Annotated in this window: 28 protein-coding genes; 17 read left to right on the plus strand and 11 right to left on the minus strand. The window is 67.5% G+C overall.

All coding sequences use genetic code 11. From position 1 onward, the window contains the following. Nucleotides 1-65: 65 nt before the first annotated feature. Complete coding sequence (locus tag IEX71_RS16780; RefSeq protein ID WP_188838184.1) at nt 66-662, plus strand: GNAT family N-acetyltransferase; 597 nt, start codon at nt 66-68, stop codon at nt 660-662. Here IEX71_RS16780 and IEX71_RS16785 read toward each other — a convergent pair. Next, entirely contained in the window at nt 631-1,263 is a 633-nt protein-coding gene (locus tag IEX71_RS16785; protein WP_229749815.1) for a DUF402 domain-containing protein, read from the minus strand. The two genes, IEX71_RS16780 and IEX71_RS16785, sit on opposite strands and share 32 nt — an antisense overlap. Nucleotides 1,264-1,346: 83 nt before the next feature. Here IEX71_RS16785 and IEX71_RS16790 point away from each other — a divergent pair, with 83 nt between their 5' ends. Together IEX71_RS16790 and IEX71_RS16795 are read left to right on the plus strand one after the other, a co-directional pair. After that, nucleotides 1,347-2,189, plus strand: coding sequence for a GNAT family N-acetyltransferase (locus tag IEX71_RS16790; protein WP_229749816.1), 843 nt, complete (start codon nt 1,347-1,349; stop codon nt 2,187-2,189). A gap of 12 nt (nt 2,190-2,201) precedes the next feature. After that, complete coding sequence (locus IEX71_RS16795; protein WP_188838187.1) at nt 2,202-2,591, plus strand: DoxX family protein; 390 nt, start codon at nt 2,202-2,204, stop codon at nt 2,589-2,591. A 23-nt stretch (nt 2,592-2,614) separates the two neighbouring features. Here IEX71_RS16795 and IEX71_RS16800 read toward each other — a convergent pair whose 3' ends face one another. The 3 genes from IEX71_RS16800 to IEX71_RS16810 are packed head-to-tail and all read right to left on the minus strand — an operon-like array spanning nt 2,615 to nt 5,399. Next, entirely contained in the window at nt 2,615-3,958 is a 1,344-nt protein-coding gene (locus IEX71_RS16800; RefSeq protein ID WP_188838188.1) for a CoA transferase, read from the minus strand. A gap of 5 nt (nt 3,959-3,963) precedes the next feature. Beyond that, nucleotides 3,964-4,629, minus strand: coding sequence for an MSMEG_1061 family FMN-dependent PPOX-type flavoprotein (locus IEX71_RS16805; RefSeq protein WP_229749817.1), 666 nt, complete (start codon nt 4,627-4,629; stop codon nt 3,964-3,966). Next, on the minus strand, nt 4,620-5,399 hold the full coding sequence (locus IEX71_RS16810) for a maleylpyruvate isomerase N-terminal domain-containing protein (protein WP_188838189.1): 780 nt from the start codon (nt 5,397-5,399) through the stop codon (nt 4,620-4,622). The genes IEX71_RS16805 and IEX71_RS16810 overlap by 10 nt, the downstream gene beginning before the upstream one ends. Nucleotides 5,400-5,447: 48 nt before the next feature. Here IEX71_RS16810 and IEX71_RS16815 point away from each other — a divergent pair, with 48 nt between their 5' ends. Next, a complete protein-coding gene (locus IEX71_RS16815; protein ID WP_229749818.1) occupies nt 5,448-7,106 on the plus strand; it encodes an acyl-CoA dehydrogenase family protein in 1,659 nt (552 codons plus the stop codon). Nucleotides 7,107-7,183: 77 nt separating this feature from the next. On the opposite strand, the gene IEX71_RS16820 is transcribed toward IEX71_RS16815, so the two are convergent. From IEX71_RS16820 to IEX71_RS16830, 3 genes are read right to left on the minus strand one after another with little or no spacing between them, the layout of a single operon-like run. Then, nucleotides 7,184-8,845: a phospholipase C gene (locus tag IEX71_RS16820; protein WP_229749819.1), complete on the minus strand. Its 1,662-nt coding sequence runs from the start codon at nt 8,843-8,845 to the stop codon at nt 7,184-7,186. A 38-nt stretch (nt 8,846-8,883) separates the two neighbouring features. Next, nucleotides 8,884-10,107 carry a Dyp-type peroxidase gene (locus IEX71_RS16825; RefSeq protein WP_188838190.1) on the minus strand — a complete coding sequence of 408 codons (1,224 nt, stop codon included), beginning with the start codon at nt 10,105-10,107 and terminating at the stop codon, nt 8,884-8,886. Continuing rightward, entirely contained in the window at nt 10,104-11,267 is a 1,164-nt protein-coding gene (locus IEX71_RS16830; RefSeq protein ID WP_188838191.1) for an EfeM/EfeO family lipoprotein, read from the minus strand. The genes IEX71_RS16825 and IEX71_RS16830 overlap by 4 nt, the downstream gene beginning before the upstream one ends. Before the next feature lie 245 nt (nt 11,268-11,512). On the opposite strand from IEX71_RS16830, the gene IEX71_RS16835 reads away from it, so the two are divergent. The 5 genes from IEX71_RS16835 to IEX71_RS16855 all read left to right on the plus strand — a co-directional run bounded on the left by IEX71_RS16835 (nt 11,513) and on the right by IEX71_RS16855 (nt 16,187). Further along, on the plus strand, nt 11,513-13,291 hold the full coding sequence (locus tag IEX71_RS16835; protein ID WP_229749820.1) for a proline--tRNA ligase: 1,779 nt from the start codon (nt 11,513-11,515) through the stop codon (nt 13,289-13,291). Next, on the plus strand, nt 13,288-13,992 hold the full coding sequence (locus tag IEX71_RS16840; protein ID WP_188838192.1) for an HAD family hydrolase: 705 nt from the start codon (nt 13,288-13,290) through the stop codon (nt 13,990-13,992). The genes IEX71_RS16835 and IEX71_RS16840 overlap by 4 nt, the downstream gene beginning before the upstream one ends. A gap of 62 nt (nt 13,993-14,054) precedes the next feature. Then, nucleotides 14,055-14,567, plus strand: a complete 513-nt coding sequence (locus tag IEX71_RS16845; protein ID WP_229749821.1) for a MauE/DoxX family redox-associated membrane protein — start codon at nt 14,055-14,057, stop codon at nt 14,565-14,567. 12 nt (nt 14,568-14,579) lie between these two features. Beyond that, nucleotides 14,580-15,347 (plus strand): DsbA family protein, encoded by a 768-nt coding sequence (locus tag IEX71_RS16850; protein ID WP_188838193.1) that lies wholly within the window; start codon nt 14,580-14,582, stop codon nt 15,345-15,347. A 60-nt stretch (nt 15,348-15,407) separates the two neighbouring features. Next, nucleotides 15,408-16,187: a DsbA family protein gene (locus tag IEX71_RS16855; protein WP_188838194.1), complete on the plus strand. Its 780-nt coding sequence runs from the start codon at nt 15,408-15,410 to the stop codon at nt 16,185-16,187. A gap of 66 nt (nt 16,188-16,253) precedes the next feature. Here the strand turns inward: IEX71_RS16855 and IEX71_RS16860 are convergent, their stop codons facing one another. Both IEX71_RS16860 and IEX71_RS16865 read right to left on the minus strand, forming a co-directional pair. Further along, nucleotides 16,254-17,174: an aminoglycoside phosphotransferase family protein gene (locus tag IEX71_RS16860; protein WP_188838195.1), complete on the minus strand. Its 921-nt coding sequence runs from the start codon at nt 17,172-17,174 to the stop codon at nt 16,254-16,256. Further along, a complete protein-coding gene (locus IEX71_RS16865; protein ID WP_188838196.1) occupies nt 17,171-18,088 on the minus strand; it encodes a DUF4439 domain-containing protein in 918 nt (305 codons plus the stop codon). Before IEX71_RS16865 ends, IEX71_RS16860 begins: the two co-directional genes overlap by 4 nt. Nucleotides 18,089-18,206: 118 nt before the next feature. On the opposite strand from IEX71_RS16865, the gene IEX71_RS16870 reads away from it, so the two are divergent. The 8 genes from IEX71_RS16870 to IEX71_RS16905 are packed head-to-tail and all read left to right on the plus strand — an operon-like array spanning nt 18,207 to nt 26,069. Next, nucleotides 18,207-19,847, plus strand: coding sequence for a nitrite/sulfite reductase (locus IEX71_RS16870; RefSeq protein WP_229749822.1), 1,641 nt, complete (start codon nt 18,207-18,209; stop codon nt 19,845-19,847). Beyond that, a complete protein-coding gene (locus tag IEX71_RS16875; RefSeq protein WP_188838198.1) occupies nt 19,844-20,536 on the plus strand; it encodes a phosphoadenylyl-sulfate reductase in 693 nt (230 codons plus the stop codon). The genes IEX71_RS16870 and IEX71_RS16875 overlap by 4 nt, the downstream gene beginning before the upstream one ends. Before the next feature lie 17 nt (nt 20,537-20,553). Next, complete coding sequence (gene cysC / locus IEX71_RS16880; protein WP_188838199.1) at nt 20,554-21,090, plus strand: adenylyl-sulfate kinase; 537 nt, start codon at nt 20,554-20,556, stop codon at nt 21,088-21,090. Beyond that, complete coding sequence (gene cysD, locus IEX71_RS16885; RefSeq protein WP_188838200.1) at nt 21,087-22,001, plus strand: sulfate adenylyltransferase subunit CysD; 915 nt, start codon at nt 21,087-21,089, stop codon at nt 21,999-22,001. Before cysC ends, cysD begins: the two co-directional genes overlap by 4 nt. A 2-nt stretch (nt 22,002-22,003) precedes the next feature. Beyond that, entirely contained in the window at nt 22,004-23,287 is a 1,284-nt protein-coding gene (locus tag IEX71_RS16890) for a sulfate adenylyltransferase subunit 1 (protein WP_188838201.1), read from the plus strand. Nucleotides 23,288-23,315: 28 nt separating this feature from the next. Continuing rightward, nucleotides 23,316-24,416: an ABC transporter substrate-binding protein gene (locus tag IEX71_RS16895; protein WP_188838202.1), complete on the plus strand. Its 1,101-nt coding sequence runs from the start codon at nt 23,316-23,318 to the stop codon at nt 24,414-24,416. After that, a complete protein-coding gene (locus tag IEX71_RS16900) occupies nt 24,413-25,204 on the plus strand; it encodes an ABC transporter ATP-binding protein (RefSeq protein WP_188838203.1) in 792 nt (263 codons plus the stop codon). The genes IEX71_RS16895 and IEX71_RS16900 overlap by 4 nt, the downstream gene beginning before the upstream one ends. Then, the gene (locus IEX71_RS16905) at nt 25,191-26,069 is read left to right on the plus strand and encodes an ABC transporter permease (RefSeq protein ID WP_188838204.1); all 879 of its coding nucleotides are present in this window, start codon (nt 25,191-25,193) and stop codon (nt 26,067-26,069) included. Before IEX71_RS16900 ends, IEX71_RS16905 begins: the two co-directional genes overlap by 14 nt. A gap of 1 nt (nt 26,070) precedes the next feature. Here IEX71_RS16905 and IEX71_RS16910 read toward each other — a convergent pair whose 3' ends face one another. Together IEX71_RS16910 and IEX71_RS16915 are read right to left on the minus strand one after the other, a co-directional pair. After that, entirely contained in the window at nt 26,071-26,484 is a 414-nt protein-coding gene (locus IEX71_RS16910) for an SRPBCC family protein (RefSeq protein WP_188838205.1), read from the minus strand. Beyond that, entirely contained in the window at nt 26,484-26,786 is a 303-nt protein-coding gene (locus IEX71_RS16915; RefSeq protein ID WP_188838206.1) for an ArsR/SmtB family transcription factor, read from the minus strand. Before IEX71_RS16915 ends, IEX71_RS16910 begins: the two co-directional genes overlap by 1 nt. Between the last annotated feature and the right edge of the window lie 130 nt (nt 26,787-26,916).

Raw genomic sequence — 26,916 nt, forward strand, 5'->3', positions numbered from 1 at the left:
GCGCAGACCTCGGTCGGAGCACTTCACACGGGCCGGTTGTCAGTAATACGTGCGACAGTGCTCGTATGTCGGAAACGGGCGTCCGGCCGAGCTACCGGACCCAACTGCTCACTGCTGACACGTGGCCGGACTTCGCGGCGCTCGTGGAGGCCAACAACGGAGTCTGGGGTGGTTGTTGGTGCATGGGATTCCATCCGGAGGGGCTCTCCAGGGACAGCGCGGAGCGCAACCGCGACGCCAAGCACGCACTCGTGCGGGTGGGCTCCGTTCACCAGGTTCTCGTCTATGACGGGGCTGACTGCGTCGGCTGGTGCCAGTTCGGAACGCCATCTGAGCTCCCGAACGTCCTGAACCGGCGGACCTACGAGAAGGACGTCGTCGAGCTGCCGGCGTGGCGCATTGGCTGCATCTTCACCGGCAAGGGGCATCGGGAGGCCGGGGTGTCCCGGGCAGCGGTGTGCGCCGCATTGGAGGAGATCGGCCGCCGCGGCGGAGGGGTCGTCGAGGCCTACCCCGAGCAGGTCGAGGGCCGCGGTCCGCAACGCGGGTCCTATCTGCACACCGGCCCGGAGACGCTCTTCGCCGATCTCGGCTTCGAGCGGGACCGCAAGATCGCCAAGTGGCGGTGGGTCATGCGCCGCGGGGTCGACCCGTCGCGCTGACATCCGTGTCCGCCAGCCGACGCAACCACAGCGCGCCGGCGTCGCCGAACGGTCCGCGGTGTTCGCGCAGCGCTTCGAACACCACACGCGCCTCGGCCTCGGCGCCGCGAACGACGTCGTCCGGATAGCCGAATGCCCGCTGATGGTCGAGGAATTCGTCCTCGTCGTCGACGAAGAGGAAGCCGTTCGCTCGCTGCACGATGTCCAGGTCGAGATCGATCATCGTCACCCGCCAGCCGCCGTCCTCGGTGCGTGACCAGACCGGCGGGGTCGTGATGTCGACATAGACGACGACCTGTTCCGCTGCCAGCAGGTGCTTATAGGCCTCGCCCAGCACCGGGCCGGGCTTGATGCCGCGTCCGGTCGGCGCGTTGAACGCCGGGGTGTTGCCGCCTGCCGGAAAGAGCGAGACCGAGTCGCACTCGAGGTCGAATGCGGCGCCCGGTCGCTCGAAGTGGGTGCCCTGCGGGTAGCCCACCCAGCAGCCGTGTTGATCGACACCGAGCAGGGTCCCGTAGCTCTGCCAGTGCGAAGTGTCGTCCCATTTGCGGAAGTCGGTGTGCACGAGTGCACCGCAGTCGGAGGCCGTGGGAAGAGTCATCACCCGGCACTGTAGCGAGGGACACGACGAATCGATCAGCGGTTTTCGGTGTGCGCGGCACCGGTCGGTGCGAGGCTGGTGTCGTGTTACGGACGCTCAGCGGCGCCCGGGCCCTCGGACCCGGTGACTTCTCGGCGGCGTTGGACCTGTGTGCGGTGGACCCGCTGGCCAACGTCTTCGTCGCCGCGCGCCTGATCGAGGGCGGGCCCTCGTATGCCGGTGCGCTGCTCGGCACCGATGACGGGCGGCGCCTGCGTTCGATGTGCTGGACGTCGGCGAATGTCGTCCCGATCGGCGCCGACGACGCGGCGTTGGACGCGTTCGCGACGCGGCTTCGCCGCAAGCGGCGGCGTTGTTCGTCGATCTTCGGCGATGCCGATCAGGTGCTCGGCCTTTGGCGTCGGCTGGAGAGGCATTGGGGCGACGCGCGGTCGGTGCGACCCGACCAGCCCATGCTGGCGGTGTCCGCCATACCCGCCAAGGGCTCCGGACCATCGGACGCGAGGGTGCGTCGCGCCCGCTTGGACGAGATCGATCAAGTCATGCCGGCCTCGGCGGCGATGTTCGCCGAGGAGATCGGCTACCCGCCATACGTCGGCTCGGACCGCGAATACCGCCGGATGGTCACCTCGTTGATCGCCGCAGGCCATACCTTCGTGGTGACCGAGGGTCAGGAAGTCATCTTCAAGGCGGATGTCGGCTCGCTGGCTGCAGGTGTGGCTCAGTTGCAGGGTGTGTGGGTCGCGCCGCGACACCGTGGCAAGGGTCTGGCGACACCCGCGATGCGCGCGGTGGTCCGGCAGGTGATCGAGACGATCGCCCCGACCGTGACGCTCTATGTCAATGCCTACAACGAGCCGGCACTGCGGACCTATCACGCCGCAGGTTTCCGGCAGGTGGGCAAATTCGCGACTGTCATCCTCTGAGAGAATCCCCGGATGGTTTCCTCCCTGACGCCGACCGGCAAGATCCTCGCGGTTGCTTTCGGCACCTCCGGCGTCATCCACCTGGTCCGTCCCAAGACGTTCGCGCGGAGTATGCCGCGCCAAGTGCCGCACCCGATCGAGGTCATCAAGGTGTCCGGTGTTGCCGAGTTGGCGTGCGCAGTGGGACTTCTCGTGCCGCGCACCCGTCGCGTGGCGGGCCCGGCATCGGCCGCGTTGCTGGTCGGGATCTTCCCGGCGAACGTGCAGATGACCGTGGACGCCGCACGTGCGGTCTCCAAACGTGGCGTCAACGCCCAGCGCACTGCATATTTCGCCGGTACCGCCGCGCGACTGCCGTTGCAGTGGCCGCTGATCCGCGCGGCGTGGCGGGCGGGTCGCTGAACGCCGCTCCCTGAGTCGCGGGCTCAGTCCTCGCCCCACCACTCGGCTGGGTCCTGCCCGTATCGGCCAGGCGGTGTCGGGAAATCGAGCGGCACGTCACCGGAGAAGATCGGTGGCCGCACGTATTCCATTGTCCCGTATGGCGACTCGGTCGCCGCCAACCAGAGTGGGGACTCGGGTCCGTCGAAGACCTCGTCGGTTCCGACGGGGGCTGCGTTGTGCCGCATCAGCCAGTCGGCGGTGCGGGCCAGCGCCAACCGTGCGCCGGCTCCGCCTTCCTGCGGGCGTCGGGCGAGCAGTCGCATCGCCGTGGCAGCCATCAGGTAACCGGTGGCGTGGTCGAGGGCCTGCACCGGCAGCGCACCCGGTGACCCGTCGTCACTGGTGTAGCTCGTGGCGATCCCACTGACGGCCTGGACGATGCTGTCGAATCCGCGCTGGTCGCCCCACGGCCCCGTATCGCCCCATGCCGACAGTTCGACGACGACCAGGTGCGGGTGGTCGGACAGCAGGGTCTCCCGGTCCAGGCCGAAGCGGCGCAACGCCCCCGGTCGATAACCGGTCAGCACCACGTCGGCCGTGCCGGCCAGCCCCCGGACGGTGGCCAGCCCATCCGGGTCGGCGAAGTCGAGTGCCGCCGTCCGCTTGGCGAAGCCGGTGTCCAGGTGCTGGTCCAACAACTCCGGCCGGCCCGGCGCGTCGATGTGCAGCACGTCGGCGCCGAGCGCCCCGAGGAAGCGCGCGGCGGTCGGCCCGGCGATGACCCGGGTCAGGTCCAGGACTCGAATCCCCTGCAACGGCAGCGACATCGACGGAGTCAGCGGTCGCACTGTCCCCGTGGATGCGTCGACCGTGACCAGCGGACGATCCGCGATGGCTGCCACATGCTGTGGGTGTGCCCGCCATACGTCCGGGGTGCGGACAGCGCCGGCGATGCCGCCTGCTGCCCGGATCGCATCCTCGAGCGGCACAGCCTCCCGCTCCTGTATGGCGGCCGTCACGCCCACCCGATCCGCGGCCCGCAGCTCGGCACGGATGACGGCGGCGTGGTGGGGGTAGTTGCCGTGCAACCGGATCCACCCGTCCCGGGTGCGGAAGAACCCGGACAACTCGCCCCACGCGCTCAGCGGCTCACCGTCGAGTCGCAGCCGCCCGATCGAGCCGAACGAGGCACCGACCAGACCACTGGCAACGAACGACCGCCACGACGAATCACGGGCAACGGCAATCGAGTTGGCGGCCGAAGCGGCGGCGGAGACGCTACCGACGGCCAGCCCCTCGACGTCCAGCGGTCCGGCCCACCAGCGGCGCGGGCCGCGTGCCACGGCGTCCGACGCCCACGGCAGCGGCAGCCTCGGCCAGTCCATCGGCATCACTTGGCGTAGAGCGAAGCCGCGTAACGATCGTCGCGGTAGTGCTCCTCGATGCTCTCCGGGTCGTCACCGGCGCGCCAGAGTGCCTTGGCGACGTCGGCATACCGGGCGACCGACTCCGGCTGCCACGTCTCCGGACGCCAGACCTTGGAGCGCATGAACGCCTTGGGGCAGTGGTAGAAGACCTCCTCGATGTGCACGATCAGTACCAGCTTGGGGCGGTGCCCCTGCACGACAAGGTCGTCGAAGAACGGCCCGTCGGTCACCAGTTGCCCGACTCCGTTGACGCGCAACGTGTCCGGGCGTCCCGGGATGACGAAGTTGAGACCGACATGCGAGTTGGCCAGTAGGTTGTGGAAGCCGTCCATGCGTTTGTTGCCCGGTCGCTCCGGGATGACGAGCGTGTGGTCGTCGAGGACGTGTCCGATTCCGGCGGGGTCCCCCTTGGGGGAGACGTCGCACCGTCCGTCCGGTGTCGAGGTGCCTACGAAGACCAGTGGCGAGGCCGCCAGCCAGTCCTTGTCGAGCGGATGCAGGACGTCCCGGACCTTGTCACGCGTCGGCGGGTCGGGCACTCCGAAACGCTCCAACTCAGCAGCTGTCGTCACGGTCGGCAGGTCGCGATAGGGGTTGCGTCGTTCGTCATACATTCGAGTCAGTTCCATTCGATCTGTTGGTGATTGCGCCAGAAGGCGAGCACGTCGTCACCGTCCTGGCGGATCTCGTTGCCGCGGTTCCAGAGGCCGAGGTAGAGCTGAGCAGCAGTGCCGGTCCACTTCGAGTCGGGGGAGCTGACGGTCGCGCCGTGCTCGCAGCTGGTCGGCGCGTCTGACAGCCGGAGCGTCCAGGCCCGGTCGGCATCGGTGGGTTCGACGACGACCGTCGCCGGACGGGGTGAGCGCAGTTCCTGGTGGCTGCGGGTGACGAAGCCCGTCAGAAGTTCGTCGATGCCGTCGAGTGCGACCGTCGGTTCGACAGCGGCGTCCGCCGCGCTCGGGATCCGTCCCAGCCGGGCTGCCAGCCCGTCGACAGCGTGGATCGTGGTCTCGTGACACTGGCGACGCGCCCACGCCAGCCTGGGTGGCGGCGCGTCGTTGAGGAAGAAGAAGACCTCGAGGTCCTCGGGTGCGTCGTGCAAGGCGTGTGTGAGGAGTTCGACACCGGCCAGCAGCCAGGCGCCGGCATCATCCTGCTGCATGCCCTCGTTGTGGAACCACTCGGTGGCCGCGTCCGCGTTGTGGCGGTTGATCGTGCCCGTGATGATCCCGGTCGCCCAGCGGTGCACCATCCCGGTGTGTGCGATGAGCTGCAGCGTCGACCAGTCGCGACAGGTCGGGACCTCCTCGTCACGCAGGGCGGCGGTGTCGTCGCGCAGTTGCGTCGCGGCGGTGTTCAGGGCAGCCAGGTAATCGTCGAGCGCGAGCGAAGCGGGCATGACTCGACCGTAACGTGAGCGGGCTTTCGGATGCGTAGTCTTTTGCGCATGGCGGACCTCATGGACAACTTCGCGCGCACCCCGAGCAACCAGCCACCGCCGCTCGTGGGCCACAACACCGTCGCCGGTGACGCGGCACTGCTGGACGCCGTCCGTGCGCAGACCGGTGACGATGCCGAGCGGATCATCCAGTCACTGCTGCCGATCGGCGAGCTCGCCGGGACCGCCGAGGCTCGCGAGCACGGCATGCTGGCCAACTCGCACGAGCCGATCTTCCGCCCGGTTGATCGCTTCGGGGCACGCGTCGACGAGGTCGACTTCCATCCCAGTTGGCACTGGATGCTCGAGCAGGGGGTCGGTTTCGGCCTGACCGGTGCTCCGTGGGTGTCGTCGGAGCCGATGCCACACGTGCGTCGCGCGGCGGCATACATCGCTTGGAGCGCGATCGAGCCGGGCCACGGCTGCCCGATGACGATGACGTATGCCGCAGTGCCCGCGCTGCGGGCCGATGCTGCGCTGACCGCGGAGCTCACCCCCGGACTGTCCTCTGCCACCTATGATCCCGGGCTGCGTCCGATCGCTGACAAGCGAGGACTGCTCGCCGGCATGGGTATGACGGAAAAGCAGGGCGGCTCCGACGTACGCACCAACACCACGGTTGCGACCCCGACCGCCGACGGGACGTATCGGCTGACCGGGCACAAGTGGTTCACGTCGGCTCCGATGAACGACATCTTCCTGGTGCTCGCGCAGGCACCGGGCGGGCTGTCCTGCTTCGTCGTCCCGCGTGTGCTGCCCGACGGCAGTCGCAACACGCTGCACATCGTGCGGTTGAAGGACAAGCTCGGCAACCGCTCCAACGCATCCAGCGAGTTGGAGTTCACCGGCACCCATGCGCGCCGGCTCGGTGACGAGGGCGCGGGCGTCCGCACCATCATCGAGATGGTCGCGGCCACCCGGCTGGACTGCGTGCTGGGCTCCTCGGCGCTGATGCGCCGCAGTCTCGCCGAGGCGATCTGGCACGCGGAGCACCGCAGTGCATTCGGTGGACTGCTTGTCGACAAGCCCGCGATGCGAAACGTGCTGGCGGACCTCGCGATCGAGTCGGAGGCGGCCACCGCGCTCGGCCTGCGACTGGCGCGTGCCGTCGAGGCGACCGACGATCCGGCGCAGCGTGCGTTGCGCCGGATAGGGCTGCCGCTGGCGAAGTTCTGGATCTGCAAGCGCACGTCGTTCCACGTCGCCGAGGCGCTTGAAGTGCTCGGCGGCAACGGCTACGTCGAGGACTCCGGCCTGCCGATGCTCTTCCGGGAGTCTCCGCTCAACTCCATCTGGGAGGGCAGTGGCAACGTCAACGCGCTGGACGTGCTGCGCGTGTTGCAACGTCAGCCGGAGGGCGTGGACGCGTGGCGTGACGAGGTCGAGGCAGCGGGCGTCCCGGAGCTGCACGACGCCGTCACCGAAGTGTTGAAAACAATTGCCAATATTGAAGATCCCGCGGGAGCGGAGTATGTCGCCCGCTGGCTGGCATCCCGTATGGCGGTCCTGCTGCAAGCGAGTCTCCTGGTGCGGCAGTCACCGCCCGAGGTCTCCGAGGCGTTCCTGGTGTCGCGGGTCCTCGGGCAGCATGCCGGCGTCTTCGGCACCCTGCCGACCGGGCTCGACACCGCCGCGATCGTGACCCGCGCGAACCCGAAGGGCGAGTAACCGACGACTGTCGCCGGTTACTCGCCCTGGAGCGGAATTCGAACGAGTAGATCGCTACTGTCGCGACCTATTCGGTGTCAGGCGCCGTGCCCGTGACCGTGGCCTTTCTCAGGCGGCGTGACACTGGCGACCGAACCGTCCTTGTTCAACAGCACGGTCGGCGCCTTCGGCCGCCCGAAGCTGAGCAGTGACGCGAAGGACTTCGCCCGCGCGTCGAACGAACCGTTGCCCAGCTGAGGAAGCTTCCAGTTCTGCTCGACGAACTTGATGACCGAAGCCTGCTCCAGCGGCTGGTGGCCGACCGTGTTCACCTTGGCGTACGGCGAGATGACCAGGAACGGCAGCCGCGGTCCGGGACCGCACCGGTCGTCCTGCGGGCCGCTGCTCGTCACTGGCTCCTTGACGCTGGTGCACATCGGTTCATTCAGGCTCGCGTCGCGCGCTCCCGTGCGTATCTTGGCGACCTCGTGGTCGTACCAGCCATCCGAATCGTCATACGTGACAACGATCGCGGTGTCCTTCCACTCGGGTGACTGCTGGATCGCGTTGATCTCCTTGACGATGAAATCCTGCTCGTCGGTCGGGTCCGAGTAGCCGGCGTGCCCGTCCTGATAGGACGGCGCCTTCAGGAACGACACGGCCGGCATGTTGCCGTTCTCGAGCGACTCGTTGAACAGGCTCAGGTCGTACTGGTGGTTGGCCTGGCCCTCGTGTCCGACCTCGGCGAGGGACTTCGGCGGCAGGTGGTGCGGATTCGCGGTCGACTTGTAGTAGGCGAACGGGTTGTGGTGCGGGCTGTAGTCCACCGAGGTGCCGCCGCCGACGTTGGCGTGCGAGGTGGTGCACTGGGCGTAGGTGCCGTCACCGGCGTATGGCGTGTCCGGCGTGAAGCCACCCTGGAACCAGCCCCACGAGACCCCGGCCGAACTCAGCTGGTCGCCGATGTTCTTGCCCTGCATCGCGCCGAGGTTGTTGGTCGACGTGTGGTTGTGGCCGGAGCAGTCGTCGTATGCCGGGTCGGGGTCGTTGGTCATCGTGCCGATGCCCTTGTCGTTCGGTGTCGAGACGACGTAGCTGTCCGATGTGGGGTCGCCGGTCTTGGGGTCGACGGCGTGGATACCCCACGTATTTCCCGAAACCAGGTTGATGGCGCCCGGTGACGACGGCCCGTAGTTGGAGCCGTACATGTTGTCGCTCATCGCGTAGTGCTGGGCGTAGTTCCACATGCCCGTGACGGTGTTGCCGTCGAAGTAGCCCATCGCCAGGCCGGGAGCACCGAACTCACCGGTGCAGGTGTCGACGCTGGTGTTCTCGACGACCTTGTCGTTCTTGCCGCCGTTGGCCGCCTTCTGTTCCGGTGTGTATGCGTGGTTCTGGTCGCAGGTGACGGCTTGGTCCGACGCCAGCCGGAAGGGCTTGTAGAGATTGGGGTTCGAGCGGATCAGGCCCGCGTTCTGCTCGGTGTTCGCGCGCGGCGTGTGACGGGCCGCGGTGAACTTCGTGCCGTCGGTGTTGGCTGCGTTCGGGTAGGTCCCGAAGTAGTGGTCGAACGAGACGTTCTCGTCGAAGAGCACGACGACGTGCTTGATCGGCGTCGCGGTGCGAGTGTGTGCTGCGGGTTGCCTCGGTTGCGCAGGACTCGCGGCGTTCGCCGTGGCCTGCACGGCGGCTGTCGTGCCGGCTGCGAGGATCACGACGCCTGCCGAGGCCGCGGCCAGTAATGCTGGCTTCTTCTGCACGGTGCTTCCTTCCTGGGTTCGGACTTGCGGGGGGTTGTCTACGCGAGCAACGTGCTCCCGTAGAAGTCCTTCGTGTTGCGCACGCCGGGCAACGCGAAGAAGTAGCCGCCGCCCACCGGGGTGATGTAGTCGACGAGCGGTTCGTCGGCGAGCCGTTTCTGCACGGCGACGAACTGGCGATCGAGGTCGGCGTTGAACGCTCCGAACATCAGGCCCATGTCGAGGTTTCCGACGGAGTCGACGCCTGCGTCATACGAGTACGACCGCCGGAGGAACTGTGATGCGGCGGTTGCCGGGGTACGCGGATTCGCCATTCGGATGTGGCTGTCGAGCGGTATGGCGCTGCCGTTCGGGTCGTTCCCGTAGTCCGGGGTCGACCCTTCGCCACCGCCGGTCAGCGGGGCGCCGGTGTCCTTGCGGCGGCCGAACATCCGCTCCTGCTCGGAGGTGGAGACGCGGTCCCAGAACTCGACCAGCATCCTGATCCTGCGCATGACGTAGTAGCTGCCGCCGGCGGCCCAGGCCGGTTCGCCGCCGTCGGCCCACACGAGTGAGCCCATCTGTTTGTCGTCGCGCGGGTCAGGACCGGCGATGCCGTCCTTGAAACCCAGCAGGTTGCGCGGGTGACCGGTCGGCCGCGGGGCGGAGGTGAATCCATCCTGTTTCCAACGGATCTGCATCGATCCACGGGTCGCGCGGCATACTTCACGCAGGGCGTTCGTCACGACGTCGCGGTCGTGCGCCTGCAACGTGATCAGCACATCGCCGCCGCACCAGGCCGGGTCGAGTTGGTCATTCGGGAAGGTGTCCATCGCCCGCAGACGACGTGGTTTGGCGCCCGCGAGCCCGAACGTGTCGGTGAAGACGCGATGCCCCAACGCGACAACGGACTCCAGCGCGTGGGTCGGCCCATCAGGCCCGAGGAGGCCGGTACCTGCGGTGGTGGTGATGCCAGGGTCGGCCGCGACGCCGCCAGTGGTCAGCGCCCGTAACGTGGTCGTGAGTGTGCGCAGCAACTCCTCGAGATCCGGCCTGGTGCTGGTCGCGAGATCGAACGCGACGATGGTCGCCGCGGGCAAGGGGTCTCCGAGCACCCCACTTTGATGTCTGCCGTGGAACGCCGCGAGCCTGCGCCGCCCGGCTGCGTGTGGTGCCGAGGTGTCGGCCAGGGCTCGCCCAGCGGTGGCGGCTACCGCGATTGCGCCCGCACCACCGGTGACGACTCCGGCCCGCAACAGCGTGCGGCGGTTGGGTTGTGTCATCGGAAGACTCTCGGTTCGAGGATCGTCGGGATCGGGGTGAGCAGCTCGGCGAGTTGGGCGATGTCCGCGTCCACCCGGCGATGCCCGGCAGCTGCGGTGCCACCGCGCGGCGTCACCGTCCAGGACTTTTGGGCCCGAATGTCGTTGCGTGACTTGGTGATCCAACTGTTGACCTTGGACAACTCCGGATAGCGAGGGGCGAGCAGCGGACGCAGCACCTTCAGCAGCTCGGCCGTGCCGTCCAGTTGCGCGGTTGCGTCGGCCAGCTCGGAGTGTGCGCCGTAGTCCTCGTGCCCGGTGAGTGTCTGTTGCAGGGTGTCCTCGGTTATCTCGTGGGTACGCCGCACGACATCGAGCGGCTGGAACTGCGTCGTCTTCAGCTGCTTGCCCAACGCGGTCAGGTCCGTCTCGAGCACTCCGCCGAGTCGGGCCAGCGAGGCCGGGGACTCTCCGTGCCACAACCCGTATTCGATCCGCAACAGGCCTGTCCAGTGCGGGTCGTGGACGCCCTGGGCGAACGGGAACGCATTTCCGGCGATCGCGTCGCCGAGATCACCGAAGGCGCCATACGCCCCGCCCATGGTGTTCCACGTGCGGTTCGCCTGCTTCCACGCCGCCTGCGCAGTGTCGCGATGACCGGAGCGCAGAGCCGTCGAGAGCGACTTCGCCTCACCTTGCAGCGTCGTCAGTCGGTGTTCGACCCATTTCTGGTAGGCGATCACCTTCGGTGCGAGATCCGCCGACGTGACCGGTTGAACACCACGCACACCCTTTGCCGCTCCGGTGACCGAGACCTTCGGGCCGTGGACCGGCGTGCCGTCGTTCACTGAGCAGACCAGGTGGTAGTCACCTGCGGACAGCGTGGTGCGCAAGACCGCCGTTGCCCCCGGGGCGAGCGGGTCGATCTCGCCATACAGCCGGCCGGATCCGTCGGCCAGAAAGACCTCTTCGGCGTTGACATCGGTGTTGCGGACCCGCACCTGGACGAGGCCGGCGGCGGCGCGCGACCAGCCCGCGCCGCAGTGACTGCGCGATGCCTGAGCCTCAGGCACGGCAGCGGAGGAGGAGGCGGCCGGTCCGGTGGAGCCGTCGGCCCTGCACCCGGGCAGCGACATCAGGGCGATGGCCATCGCGGCAAGCGGCCACATTCTTGGCGGCACTCTCGTCACAGTAGCGTTCGCGTCGTCACGGGATGAGCTTACGAGGCGCCCAACTTGAAAAACGTTGTCGTTGAAGGATGTTCAGGCCAGTTTGGCTGCTGTTTGCCAGCCGGTGGTCGAATTCTCAGGCTGTTGTCAGCTTCGCTGAGCGAACCGGCGAGTAATGGGTTCGGCGGGCCAGGTCACCGCCGGATATCCTGCGGTGTCTGCACCGAATCTGAGAGAACCACCCTGAAGGAGCCCCCGTGGCACTGCGTATGTCGACCCTGTTCCTGCGAACCCTGCGCGAGGACCCGGCCGACGCGGAGCTGCCGGGCCACAAGCTGCTGGTCCGCGCCGGCTACATCCGGCGGGTCGCGCCGGGCATCTACACCTGGCTGCCGCTCGGTATGCAGGTGCTCGGCAAGGTCGAAGCCATCGTCCGCGAGGAGATGAACCGCATCGGCAGCCAGGAGGTGAAGTTCCCGGCCTTGCTGCCGCGCGAGCCCTACGACGCGACGGGCCGCTGGACGGAGTACGGCGACAACCTCTTCCGCCTCAAGGACCGCAAGGACGCGGACATGCTGCTGGGCCCGACGCACGAGGAGATGTTCTGCCTGACCGTCAAGGACCTCTATTCCTCCTACAAGGACCTGCCGCTCGCCCTCTTCCAGATCCAGAACAAATACCGCGACGAGGCCCGCCCACGCGCCGGCATCCTGCGCGGCCGCGAATTCATCATGAAGGACTCCTATTCCTTCGATGTCGACCGTGCCGGCCTGCAGAAGTCGTATGACGCGCACCGCGAGGCCTACATCCGCATCTTCAACCGGTTCGGCTTCGAGTACGTGATCGTCAAAGCCGATTCGGGCGCCATGGGCGGCTCGGCGTCGGAGGAGTTCCTCGCGGTCAGCCCGCACGGCGAGGACACCTTCGTGCGTGACGAGAGCGGGTATGCCGCCAACGTCGAGGCCGTCGAGATCGCGCAGGCCCCCGAGGTCGAAGTGACCGCCGGCCCCGCACACGTCGAGCCGACGCCCGACACGCCCACCATCGAGACGTTGGTCGCCGCGCTCAACAAGGACCACCCGCGAGCCGACGGTCGGGAGTGGACTGCCGCCGACACGCTCAAGAACGTCATCGTGATGCTGGTGCACCCCGACGGCACTCGCGAACCGCTCGCGATCGGCCTGCCGGGTGACCGTGAGGTCGATGCGAAACGCCTCGAGGTCAAGGTCGCACCGGCCGAGGTGGAAGCCTTCGAGGAGAAGGACTTTGCGTCATACCCGATGCTCGCCAAGGGTTACATCGGACCCGGCGTGCTCGGGGAGGAGAAGGCAAGCAAGATTCGCTACCTCCTCGACCCGTCCGTCGCGGTCGGCTCGGCCTGGGTGACCGGCGCGGACGAGCACGGCAAGCACGTCATTGATCTCGTGCACGGTCGCGACTTCACCGCGGACGGCACGATCCAGGCCGCCGAGATCCGCGAGGGCGACGCCTCACCGACGGGCCACGGCACGCTGAAGCTGGCCCGCGGCATCGAGATGGGTCACATCTTCCAGCTCGGGACGAAGTATGCCGAGGCGCTCGGCCTGAAGGTGCTCGACGAGAACGGCAAGCTGGTAACCGTCACGATGGGCTCGTACGGCGTGGGCGTGACTCGCGCGGTCGGCGCGATCGCCGAGGACAACCTGGACGACATCGGGCTCATCTGGCCGCGCAACGTGGCACCGGCGGACGTGCACGTCGTGGCGACCGGCAAGGACGAGTCCGTCTTCGTCAAGGCCGAGGAGATCGTCCGTGAGCTCGAGGCTGCCGGCGTCGAGGTGCTCTTCGACGACCGTCGCAAGGTGTCGCCGGGCGTGAAGTTCAAGGACTCCGAGCTGATCGGCGTGCCGACCATCGTGGTGATCGGCAGGGGCCTGGCCGACGGCAAGGTCGAGATCAAGGACCGTCGCTCCGGTGACCGCCGCGAGATCGCCGTCGACGACGTCGTCGCCGAGGTGACACGAGAGATCGGTGAGGAGTCGGAGGCAACCCTGTGAGCGCCGTCGAGGCCGTCATCTTCGACTGGGGCGGCACGCTGACGCCTTGGCACGACATCGATTTCGAGGCCGAGGCCATGTCGTATGCCGCCGCCTACGGCGATCCGGCCCTCGCCGAACGCTTGCTCGACGCGACCATGACCGCGTGGGCCCGCGCTCGCGCGGAGCACAGCAGCGCCCGCATCGAGGAGATCCTGGTCGCGGCCGGGGCGGACGTCCACGGCGCCGAGCACCTGGCGGCGCTCACGGCGTACCGGGAGTTCTGGGAGCCGCACACGCAGACCGATCCGCAGGTTCCTCAGGTGTGGAAAGCCCTGCGCGACAGCGGGATTCGTGTCGGCGTGCTGTCCAACACGATCTGGGACCGTGACTACCACCGCGGCATCTTCGAGCGGGACGGCGTGCTCGACCTGATCGACGGCGACGTCTACTCCAGCGAGATCCCGTGGGTGAAGCCGCATCACGAGGCGTTCCGTGCCGCGGCCGACGCCGTCCGGGTCGATCCGGCCAAGTGCGTCTATGTCGGCGACCGGCTCTTCGAGGACGTGCACGGCCCGCAGCAGGTCGGGATGCGCGCGATCTGGATTCCGCACTCGGTGTTGCCGGATGCGCAGGTCGTGCCGACCGACGCAGAACCCGATGCCGTCGCGCACGAGCTGCTCGACGTCGTGGCCGTCGTCCGCCGATGGATGGACAGCTGACTCACAGCTGACACCGAGCTGGCGTGTCACTCTCGACAGGCCCGTCGATTAGTCTGTCCCGCGTGGCAGAGCAGACCGAGTCGGTGTCGTCCAGCGTGAACACACGGGCCAAGTGGCACCAGCACCCGGCGATGGAGTGGGTCGGAGTGGCCGCTCGGTTGATCCTCGGCCTCACCTATCTCGTCGCAGGCGTGCTCAAGGCACGTGACCTGGAGTCGACCAAGCTGGACACCCGGGCGTTCCGCATCCTGCCCTACGACCTCGCGAACATCTGGGGCACCTTCATGCCGTTCCTCGAGATCATCCTGGGCCTGCTGTTGATCGCGGGCCTGATGACTCGTATGACGGCGGTCCTCGGCGGGTTGCTGATGATCGCGTTCATCATCGGGATCAGCTCGGTGTGGGCGCGCGGCATCGTCATCCAGTGCGGCTGCTTCGGCAGCAATGGCAAGCTGCCGACCACAGCGGCATACAAGTGGGACATCCTGCGTGACGTCGGGCTCCTGCTCTGCGCGGCCTGGCTGGTGATCTGGCCACGCACCAAGCTGAGCGTCGACCGCGCTCTCTGGGGCTGACGGCGCGCGCCGATGCCACGACCTGACTCCCGCGCGCCCGCGGCCAAGATCTCCACGACCGGTCCCTCGAAGCTCGTCTTCGGTGGCGCCCTCGCCGTCGCGCTGCTGGCGGCCATCGTGATCGCCGTGCTGCTCAATCGTCCTGCCTCGCACGAGCCGTATGCCGGGCCGGTGCCGACCGGCGGCACCAAAGGCGCCAACGGGCTCAACCCCTATTCGTCGCTGACGGTGCGCACTGGTGTGCCGACCGTGGACGTCTATGAGGACTTCCAGTGCCCGTTCTGCAAGCAACTCGAGACGCAGAACGGCGAGGCGATGCTCGCGCAGGCCGAGGCCGGCAAGATCCGGCTCGTCTGGCATCCGGTGACATTTCTCGAGGACAACCTCAAGAACGCACCGTCCTCCACGATCGCCGCCAACGGCCTCTACTGCGCGGCGGACGCCGGAAAGGCGGCGACATACCACCGGGCGGCGTTCGCGGGGCAGCCGAAGAAGGAAGGCGACGGCTTCTCCGTCGCCGACATCAAGAAGTTCGGGAAGCAGGCCGGCATCAAGGGTGCCGCGCTGACGACGTTCGACCGTTGCGTCGACAAGGGCACGTATGACGGCTACGTGTCCGCCACCGCGGACCGCGCGTCGCGGGACGACGTGAACTCCACTCCGAGCGTCTTCATCGACGGCGAAGAACTCTCGCCGACCAAGAACTCGAAGGAATACGGCAAACTGCTCAACGAGCCGAACTCCTTCGACTCGGTGATCGTTGCGGTGACCGAGAAGTGAACCCGCCGCCCGCGGCCAGCTACGTGATTGCAGTTTCAAATAACAAGTTAAGGTGACTCCATGCCACGCCCTGATGCATCGCAGAAACTCGCTGCCTCCAAGCCGAAGGACGGCCCCTCCAAGGGGCTGATCGGCGGCATCATCGCCGCAGTGATCGTGGTGGTGGTGATCGTTGCGGTGTTCGTCACGCAGGCGAACAAGAGCAGTTCCTTCGCCGGCTCGGTCCCCAAGGGCGGGACCGACAACGCTGATGGGCTGCGCGCCTACCCGGACGTGAAGCTGAAGTCCGGTGCGCCGACCGTCGACCTCTACGAGGACTTCCAGTGCCCGATCTGCAACGACCTGGAGAAGTCCAACGGCGAACAGATCCTGAAGATGGCCAAGGACGGTCAGGTCAAGGTCGTCTGGCACCTGATGACGTTCCTCGAGGACAACTTCCGCAACCAGCCGGCTTCCACGATCGCCGCCAACGGTCTCTACTGCGCGGCCGACGCCGGCAAGGCCGCCGAGTACCACACGAAGGCCTTCGCGGGACAGCGTCCGGAGCAGCAGGAGGCGCAGGGTGACTCGTTCACCAAGGCGGACATCAAGAAGTACGGCAAGCAGGCCGGCATCGCCGGTGCCAAGCTGACGAAGTTCAACTCCTGCGTCGACAAGGGCTCCTACAACAAATACGTCAAGTCGACGATGGACAAAGCCGGCAAGAACGGCGTGACGGGCACCCCCACGCTTTTCATCAACGGTGACGAATACTCGTCCAGCAAGCACAAGGCCGAATACTCGCAGCTGCTCGGCACCAAGGACTCCTTCAAGAAGATCCTGGAGAAGGCGACCAAGTAGTCGTTCCGGATCGGCACGATGGCCCGCACCGCTCGGCGGTGCGGGCCATCGTTCGTCAAGCGGTCATCACTCCGTCATCGTCTTCGCGGCGGCGATCCAGCGCGACAACTCCGCATTGCCGGGGTGCGGCTCCTCGGCCTCCCAGATCGCGTTCGTGACCAGCCGGACGAAGCTCCAGGACCTGGCGCGGTCCTCGTCGATGCCGGCGGCCTCGCTGACGAGTCCGAGTCGGAGCCGCAGGTGCGCCCGCAGGTTGTATGCCGCGCTGGCCTCGTCCCAGCGGTTCCACAGCACCGGCGCGACGGCGAACGCCCACTCGCCGGACAGCGGCTTGGGGTCGATCGCCAGCCAGGGTTCACGCCGCGCAGCCAGTACGTTCTGGAAGTGCAGGTCCTGATGGATCAACCGGCCGTCGCAGCCGTCCCGTAGATCGGCCAGCAGGCTCGCCGCCTGCTCGGTCAAGCGGCGGGGGACAAGTGGGGAACCGTTGCGGCACAACGGGATCCAGCGATCGATCTCATCGCTGAGCCGGGTGAACTGCGGCGTTGCTGGCCGGTCGAGGCGCCGCATCAGGCCACCGATGACCTCGCACGCCTCGAGCAGTTCGGGTGCGTCGAGGTTGCGGTCGTGGACCAGCGGTTCGAGCAACATCGCCCACCGGGCCGGGTCGGCCGCGAGCAGCCGGACGGCACCCTGACCGGCCCAGCTCTGCAATGCCAGGTGTTCCAGCCGGGCTTCCTCGTGTGGCCAGCTGACCTTCAGAACCACCGGCTCCCGGTCGCGATGGCACGGTATGACGACGGCGCAGACCCCGTGCCAGACCGGGCCGTCGGCCACGAGGTCCCATTCGTCGGCGAGCTCGGCTACCTGCGCCGGCAGGTGCGCCAGCCAGTCGTCCCCGCCGACCTTCGGCTCGGCGGGGCGACCCTGCACCACCTCCCGGAACGCGTCCGGGATGCTCGGTGCGAAGTCGTGCAGGTCGGTCACTTGAGGCCTGGGAAGGGCGCGGGTTTAGCGCCCCACCGCCACGACTGCGCGGTGGCGTCCGCCCAGAGCGTGGTCAGCCCGATGAACGCACCGCGGTCGCCGCGGGTCGCGGCGACCTGGTCCGCGCAGGCCGAGATGAGGTCGGTCAGCACGCGCTGTGCGAGAGCGCGGCGCCGTGCGTCGGTCGTCGGCTGCACCGGCAGTGTGAAGCCGTCGGGGGAGGGCGGCACGTCCTTGCCGAGCGATGCTTCCCAGGTCGCGCGTGTCGCACGCAGCGGAGTCAGGGTGGCCTCGGCGGTCTTGCGCTCGTTCATGGCTGTCTTGGCGATGATCACCTCGAACGCATAGATCGCCGAACGCAACGACGGCAGGATCGCCCTCACCTGCTCCGCCTCCGGTGTCGTGCCGCCGGAGGGTTCGACATACCCACCGAGCACGTGGGCTGCGGCGTTCTGGGTGACGGCGACAGCTGCGGCCATCGGGAGGTTGCGGGCGGTGAGGCCGGCGAGAGAGCCGATCTGCCGGGCGTTGATCCGCTCGGCGCTCCTGTAGTCGACGAGATCGCCATGCGCACCGGTCGAGCTGTAGTGGTAGTTCGGCACCTTCATGCCCTGGGTCGACATGACCTCGGTGAGTCGCTTCGCCTGGGCGAGGTGCATCGCCCTGAGTTCGGCAGCCCACGGGTCGGACTCCGGCGCGTCAGTGGTCGCGGTCGCCGTCTTGCGTAACATGAAGAACAGCCGCTCGAGTGGCTTCTGGTCGACCGGTGGCTCCTGCTTCTTGATGCCGGGAATGTGAGGCGCATCACCTTCGAGCCGTATGCCGCAGCCGGACAACGTGGCGACCGACCCGGCCAGCGCGGCGGTGATGACCGCGCGTCGGCGCAAGGTGGCGCGGTCTTCGGCGTTCGGCATGTTCGTCATCCTCGCACGCACGCGTTTCAACAGGTGGACGCACCTCGGCGCGTGGTTGCGCCAATCCGTGGGCATCATTTGACGTTTTGCATCGCCAAATGGAACGTTATGTGTCGTGGTGACCAAGACCAATGGCCAGTGGGCGCTCGGAGAGCACGAACCGCTGAACCATAACGAGCAATTCAAGCGCGACGACGATGGTCTCAGTGTGCGAGCACGCATCGAGGAGACCTACTTCAAGGAGGGCTTCGCGTCGATCCCGGCTGACGACCTGCGCGGTCGGATGCGCTGGTGGGGTCTCTATACCCAGCGCCGGGAGGGCATCCCCGGAGGTCAGACCGCGACGTTGTCCCCCGAGGAGCTGGAAGCGCCCTACTTCATGATGCGGGTGCGGATCGACGGCGGCGTGCTGAGCACGGAGCAGTTGCGGGTCATCGCCGGGATCTCGCAGGACTTCGGTCGGGACACGGCCGACCTCACTGACCGTCAGAACGTGCAGTTCCACTGGATCGAGATCGAGAACGTCCCCGAGATCTGGCGGCGCCTCGAGGCGGTCGGGCTGGAGACGACCGAGGCGTGCGGCGACTGCACCCGCGTCGTCATGGGTTCGCCCGTCGCGGGACTCAGCGTCGACGAGGTGCTGGATGTCTCGCCCGCGGTCGCCGAGATCAACCGGCAGTATGTCGGTGACCCGGACCTGTCCAACCTGCCGCGCAAGTTCAAGACGTCGATCGCCTGGTTGCCCGATGCGGCACCCGAGATCAACGACGTCTCGTTCGTCGGCGTGCAGCACCCCGAGCTCGGGCCGGGATTCGACCTGCTGGTCGGCGGCGGCCTGTCCACCAACCCGTTCCTCGCCGAGCGTCTCGGTGTCTTCGTGACCCTCGAGCAGCTGCCGGACGTCTGGGTCGCCGTCGTGCGGTTGTTCCGCGACTACGGATACCGACGCTCGCGGAATCGGGCACGGATGAAGTTCCTCGTTGCGGACTGGGGCGTCGCCAAGTACCGCGAGGTGCTCGAGAACGAATACCTCAAGGCGCCACTGCCGGACGGCCCGGCCGCTACGCTGCCGACGACGAAGATGGACCACGTCGGCGTCCACGACCAGCGGGGTGGCGGAAAGTACGTCGGGTTCACCGCGGTCGCGGGTCGGCTCAGCGGCACGAGTCTGGCCGCCGTGGCCGATGCCGCGGAAGCCGCCGGATCGCAGCGGGTGCGTCTGACGCCGTACCAGAAGCTGATCGTCGCCGATGTGCCGGACGAGGCCGTCGACGGTCTGATCGAGACCCTGAAACCCCTTGGGCTCAACGCGAATCCGACCCCCTGGCGGCGCAACCTGATGGCCTGCACCGGTGTCGAATACTGCAAGCTGGCGATCGTCGACACCAAGGAGCGTGCACACGCGCTGCTGCCGGATCTCGAGAAGCGGTTGGCCGACATCGACCCGGAGAATCCGATCTCGGTGCACCTCAACGGTTGTGCGAACTCCTGCGCCCGTGTCCAGGTCGCCGACATCGGGCTCAAGGGGCAGATCGTCACCGACGCGGACGGCAACCGGGTCGAGGGCTTCCAGGTGCACCTCGGCGGCCGGCTCGGTCAGCAGGCGGACTTCGGGCGGAAACTGCGCGGTCACAAGGTCACGTCGGCGGAGCTCGGTGACTACATCGAGCGGGTCGCGCGCAACTACCTGGCCGGACGCACCGACCACGAGACCTTCTCGGACTGGGCGATCCGCGCCGACGAGGAAGTCCTTCGATGACGCTGAGTGAAACGCGGCTGCGTGAGCTCGCGGACGAAGGCGTTGCGACGCTTGCCGACTCGACGGCACAGGAAGTGCTGCAGTGGGCTGTCGACTCCGGCCTGCGGCTTGCGGTCGCCGGGTCCATGCAGGACACCGTGCTCGTGCACCTGGCGAGCGTCGTCCTGCCCGGGGTCGACGTGCTCTTCCTCGACACCGGTTATCACTTCGCCGAGACGTTGCAGACCCGTGACCGCGTCGCGGCGTCATACCGGGTGCACCTGCGGTCGATCACGCCGCGGCAGACCGTTCCCGAGCAGGACGCGGACTACGGCGTCGCACTCCACGAGCGCGACCCCGACCTGTGCTGCGCGCTGCGCAAGACGCAGCCCCTGGACGAAGTGCTCGACGAATATGACGCATGGGCAACTGGATTGCGTCGTGTGGAGTCCGAGTCCCGCCGTGACACTCCCGTCGTCTCGTATGACGAGCGCAGGGACAAGATCAAGCTGGCGCCGCTCGCGGCGTGGAGCGACGACGACGTCGCGGCATACATCGCACACCACGATCTGATCAGCAATCCCTTGTTGGCACAGGGCTATCCGTCGATCGGCTGTGGTCCCTGCACCCGCCGGGTGGCAGCCGGGGCCGACGCCAGGTCCGGGCGCTGGTCCGGCACCGACAAGGTCGAGTGCGGGATCCACCTGTGAGCGGGAACGGAGAGACGATGAGCGGTGCCACCGTGTGGTTGACCGGCCTGTCCGGTGCCGGCAAGAGCACCATCGCCGAGGCACTCGCAGCCGAACTCGCCGACCGTGGTCACCGGGTGCAGATCCTGGACGGTGACGAGTTGCGCACGAACCTGTCTGCGGGACTTGGCTTCTCGCGGGAGGACCGCAACACCCACGTGACCCGGGTCGGCTTCGTCGCCGAACTGCTCGCCCGCCACGGAGTGGTGGCACTGGTGCCGGTCATCGCGCCCTACGCAGATGCTCGCGATGCGGTGCGCGCACATCATGAGCAGCAAGGCACGCCATACCACGAGGTCTATGTCGCCACCCCGCTGGACGAGTGCCAGCGGCGGGACGTCAAAGGCCTCTACGCCAAGGCTGCGGCCGGGGAGTTGACCGGCATGACCGGTGTCGACGATCCCTACGAGCCGCCGTCGCAGCCGGACCTGACCATCGACACCGAGCACGTGGACCTCGCCGACGCGGTGACCGTCGTCGGCACTCTGCTCAGCCCATTGAAGGAGTCAGCATGACGACTACTGCCTTGTCCGCGACGGACGTGTCGCTGCGCGAACTGGAGGCCGAGTCCATCGAGATCATCCGTGAGGTGATCGCCGAATTCGACCGTCCGGCACTGCTGTTCAGTGGTGGCAAGGACTCGGCGGTGCTGCTGCACCTCGCCCGCAAGGCGATCAGCCCGGCGCCGTTGCCGATCACCTTGCTGCACGTGGACACCGGTCACAACCTGCCCGAGGTGATCGAGTTCCGTGACCGAATCATCGCCGATGGTGGCCATCGACTCGTCGTCGCGGCGGTCGAGGAATGGCTGGCCGACGGCCGGCTCACCGAGCGTCCGGACGGCACCCGCAACCCGCTGCAGACGGTGCCACTGCTGGACACGATCGCCGGCGAGAAGTTCGACGCACTCCTCGGCGGTGCCCGCCGGGACGAGGACCGTGCACGTGCCAAGGAACGGATCTTCTCCGTGCGCGACTCCTTCGGTGGCTGGGACCCGCGCAAGCAGCGCCCGGAGCTGTGGCGCATCTACAACGGTCGGCACGCGCCCGGGGAGCACACCCGGGTCTTCCCCATTTCCAACTGGACCGAGCTGGACGTATGGCGCTACATCGAGGCCGAGAACGTCGCCCTGCCGAGCATCTACTACGCCCACCAGCGCGACGTCTTCCAGCGCGACGGCATGTGGCTCACCCCGGGGCCATGGGGCGGACCGCGTGACGGGGAGACCTTGGAAACACTGAGTGTTCGCTACCGCACAGTCGGCGACGGCTCGTGTACCGGCGCGGTGCAGAGCACCGCGACGACCGTGACGGAGGTGATCGAGGAGATCTCGGTCAGCACCCTCACCGAGCGCGGCGCCACCAGGGCCGACGACCGACTGTCCGAGGCCGCCATGGAAGACCGTAAGCGGGAAGGCTACTTCTGAGCATGACCACCGAAACCACAATCACCGAGCGGGACCAGCTACGCCTGGTGATCGCCGGATCCGTCGACGACGGCAAGTCGACCCTGGTCGGCCGCCTGCTGCACGACACCAAGTCGATCCTCGCGGACCAGTTCGAGGCGACATTGCACGCGAGCCAGGGGCGCGGTGCGACGGAGTTCGACTTCGCGCTGCTGACCGACGGCCTGCGAGCCGAACGTGAGCAGGGCATCACCATCGATGTCGCCTATCGCTACTTCGCAACGCCACGAAGGAATTTCGTCCTCGCGGACACCCCGGGGCATGTGCAGTACACCCGCAACACGGTGACCGGGGCATCGACCGCGGAGGCCGCGGTGGTGCTGGTCGACGTACGCAACGGCGTCTCCGCGCAGACACGTCGACACGCAGCGGTGCTGTCCTTGCTGCGGGTCCCGCAGGTGGTCTTCGCGATCAACAAGATGGACGCGGTGGACTGGTCCGAGGAGCGTTTCGCCGTGGTCGCCGACGACGTGCGAGCGGTCGCGGAACGCGTCGGTCTGGAGACGACCCACATCATCCCGATCAGCGCACTGACCGGCGAGAACGTCGCGTCGCCGGGGCCTGACTGGTATGCCGGACTGCCGCTGCTGGAAGTGCTCGAGACGCTGCCCGCTCGCGCCAACGCCGACAGCGAGCCGTTCCGGTTGCCGGTGCAGCTGGTGATCCGCCCCCGGACCACCGAGCACCCGGACTACCGGGGCCTGGCCGGTCGTGTCGCCTCCGGCACCGTTCGGGTCGGTGAGACCGTCACGGCATTCCCGAGCGGCCGCAACTCCACGATCGTCGGGATCGACGGAGTGAGGGGCGAGCAGGAAGCTGCTACTACCGGCGAGTCCGTCACCATCCGACTGGCCGACGAGCTCGACGTCGGGCGGGGCGAAGTGCTGACCACGGCACAACCGATCCGCACGACGCGCGAGCTCGACTCCGTCCTGACCTGGCTCGACGAGCGCCCTCCGACTCCCCGGCAACGGGTCCTCGTGAAGGTCGGCACCCGGACGACACGTGCGTTGCTCGCAGCGCCGCACGCCGTCTGGCACGTGGACGACCTGCAGTGGCAGGACAGCACAGATCCATTGCAGCTCAACGACATCGGCCGGATCCGGATCCAGCTCGCCGAACCGGTTGCAGTCGACGACTACGCACAACAGCGCGCGACCGGTGCCTTCGTCGTGATCGATCCGGACACCGGCGCCACCCTCGCAGCTGGATTGACCGGCTCCGAACTCGGCGCACTCGCGCGCTGAATCCCCTTCAACCACTAGGACTCATGACATGAAATCCAGTCGCAAGGTGGGCGTGCTCACCGTGCCAGTCATCGCTGCGCTCGCGATCGCGTCGCTCAGCGGCTGCTCACGGAGAGCGGACGCCGCAGACAAGTCGGCGCCGGCGACGAGCGGGGCAGGGACTGCTGCGTCCCAGTTGCGCCTCGGCTATTTCCCCAACGTCACCCATGCGGTGCCCGTGCTGGGGGTCGCCGACGGCGAATTCGCCAAGGAGCTCGGGAAGACCAAGCTGACCACCCAGACCTTCAATGCCGGGCCGGCCGCGACCGAGGCTCTGCTGGGTGGATCGGTCGACGCGGTCTATCTCGGCCCGAACCCCGCGATCAACGCTTTCGCCAAGACCGGCGGCAAGGACGTGCGGATCGTCGCCGGCGGCGCTTCCGGTGGTGCCGCCCTGGTGGTCAAGCCGGGGATCCACTCCGTCAGCCAGCTGGCCGGAAAGACCATCGCCTCACCGCAATTGGCCAACACCCAGGACGTCGCCCTGAAGTACTTCCTGAAGCAGGAAGGCTTCACGGTCAACAAGAGCGGCGCCAAGAACGTCAGTGTCGTGGCGCAGGACAACTCGCAGAGTCTCCAACTCTTCCGGCAGGGCCGGATCGACGGCGCCTGGTTGCCCGAGCCATGGGCCACCCGGCTGGTGAAGCAGGGCGGCGGGAAGGTCCTGGTCGACGAGAAGAGCCGGTGGCCGAAGGGCCGGTTCGTCACCACGAACCTGCTCGTCTCGACCAAATTCCTGGCCGAGCACCCGCAGACCGTCCGTGCACTGGTGGCCGGTCAGATCAAGACGGTGCAACGGATCAAGCAGGACCCCAGCGGATCCGCCAAGCAACTCGACGCCGCGCTCACCAAGCTGAACGGCAAGGCGTTGCCGGCCGGCGTGACGGCAGCGGCGCTGAAGAACCTCACCCCCGGCTGGAATCCGTATGCCGCGTCGTTGCAAGGCACCGCGGAGCACGCTGAGTCGGTCGGGCTGCTGAAGAAGACCGACCTGAAGGGCATCTACGACCTCTCGATCCTCAACAGTGTGCTGAAAAGCCAAGACTTGCAGACTGTTTCGGACGCAGGACTAGGTCAGGAGTCGAAATGACGAGCATACTGACACTCGAACGTCCCGAGCGGCAGGAGTCCTCGCGAGCCCGCGTGGAGATCCGCGGCGTCCGCAAGGAGTTCCGGCAACGCGACCAGGTGGTGACCGCGCTCGACGGTGTCGACCTGGACGTCGCGCCCGGAGAGTTCGTCACCGTCGTCGGCGCATCCGGCTGCGGGAAATCCACCCTGCTGCAGCTGATCGCCGGTCTGGACGAACCCACCTCGGGAACGGTGCGAGCCGTGGAGCGCCCTGCCCTGATGTTCCAGGAGTCGGCGCTCTTTCCGTGGCTGACAGCGCGAGGCAACATCGAGCTCGCGCTGAAGCTCGGCAGGACCCCGGCCGCCGAGCGTGCGGACCGCTGTCAGGAACTGCTCGACCTGGTGCGGCTGGGGTCGGCCGGCGAGCGGCGGGTGCACGAGCTGTCCGGTGGCCAGCGCCAGCGGATCGCGTTGGCGCGCAGTCTTGCCCAAGGTTCGCGGCTGCTGTTGATGGACGAGCCCTTCGCCGCTCTCGACGCGATCACCCGCGACGTGTTGCACGAGGAGTTGATGCAACTGTGGCAGGACACCGACCTCAGCGTCGTCTTCGTGACACACAACGTGCGTGAGGCGGTCCGGCTCGGCCAGCGGGTCGTGCTGCTCTCCTCGCGCCCGGGGCGGGTCCTGCGCACGTGGAACGTCGACCTGCCGAGTTCACGGTCGCTGGAGGACGTTTCGGTGATGGAGCTCGCCGCGGACATCACCAGCTCACTGCGAACGGAGATCAGCCGCCATGCCGGTGCGTGAGGACGACCGCGCCAAGGAGGACTTCGCGCGGATCAGCGACGGACTGGACGCACTGGAGGACAACCGGCCGCCGCGTCGCCGCATCGATCCGGTCGCGATCGTCGCGCCGCTCGTGGTGGTCGCCGCGTTCATCGGCATCTGGCAGGCCGTGTGGGCACTCGCGATCAAACCGGAGTACGTCATACCGTCGCCGTCCACCGTCTGGCACCAGTTGTGGCAGATGGTGACCGACGGGACGGCCTGGGACGCAACCTGGACCAGCCTGCGGCGGGGTGTCGTCGGCTTCCTGCTGGCCCTGGTGATCGGGACGGCGCTCGGCCTGCTGGTCAGTCAGATCGCGTTCCTGCGCAAGGGATTCCGGCCGATCCTCTCGGCGCTGCAGTCGATGCCGTCGGTGGCGTGGGTGCCCTTCGCGGTGCTGCTGGTCGGGCTGAGCCCGTCGGCGATGTACTTCGTGATCCTGCTCGGTGCGGTGCCGTCCATCGCGAACGGCCTGATCGGTGGGCTGGACCAGACCCCACCGATCCTGCGTCGTGCGGGAACGGTGCTCGGTGCGCGCGGCCTGTCGCTCGTCCGCCACGTGCTGGTGCCCGCGGCACTGCCCACGTACCTGACCGGCCTCAAGCAGGGGTGGGCGTTCTCGTGGCGTTCGCTGATGGCGGCCGAGCTGATCGTGAATAGTCCGGAGCTCGGTGTCGGTCTCGGTCAGGTCATGCAGAACGGGCGCAACCTCAGCGACATGCCCACCGTGATCGCGGTCATGGTGCTGATCCTGCTGGTCGGCGTCGTCGTCGAACTCGGTGTCTTCGCTCCGATCGAGCGCAAGATCCTGCGCGATCGAGGTCTGGCGCCGACCGGCGTCTGACCTAATCGCCCAGCCTGGCCAGTCGGTCGAGCACGTCGCCCCAGCCCTGTCGCAGTCCCGCGCCGGTGTCGTCCGGCCGATCGATCCGGTGCGTGACGGTGACCGACGTCCCGTCCCCGTCCGGCTGCAACTCGACCTGCACGCGGTCGGGGACCTCCTGGGTGTCTCCACCGATCCAGTGCCAGGTCATCTCCAGCCGGAGCGGCGCGTTCACGACGGTGAATTCGCCGCGCACACCGAAGCCCGCCGCCTTCGACTCGAAGAGATAGTGCCCGCCCACCTGCGGATCTATCTCGTATGTCGTGTCCGGCAACTGCGGCCACCACCACGACGCGAGGCCCTCCCGGGTGGTCCAGGCACGCCATACGACATCGGGCGCGACGGCAACATGACGGTGCAACGAGAACTCGGGCATCACTTCTCCAGACTGTTGGCCAACGAATCGAGCTGATCGGTCCAGAAGGACTGCAAACGCAGCAGATAGTCCGCTGCCGCGTCGGTGGAGCCGGGGACAGCCGAACACCACACGGTGCGGCCGACCTTCGTCCGCCGCAGCAGGCCGGCGTCCTCCAGCACTTGCAGGTGCTTGCGCATCCCGGGGAGGCTGATCGGCGCGCAGGAGCGTTGCAGCTGCGACGTGGACCGCACGGCCCGTCCGCACTCGGTCATGACCCGCATGCGGGTCGGGTGCCCGAGCGCGGCGAACACATCCGCCATTTGCTGAACCATAAGGTTCAGTATTGGGTATGGCGCCCGCTGTCGCAAGGGCCGGGCGCGTGTCGCGCTCGCCCGGGAGCGCTCTCGGCGCACGGTAGGGTGATCACTCCACTCGAGAACAGCAGGAGCG

The organism is Flexivirga endophytica (assembly GCF_014640635.1).
GTDB lineage: Bacteria > Actinomycetota > Actinomycetes > Actinomycetales > Dermatophilaceae > Flexivirga > Flexivirga endophytica.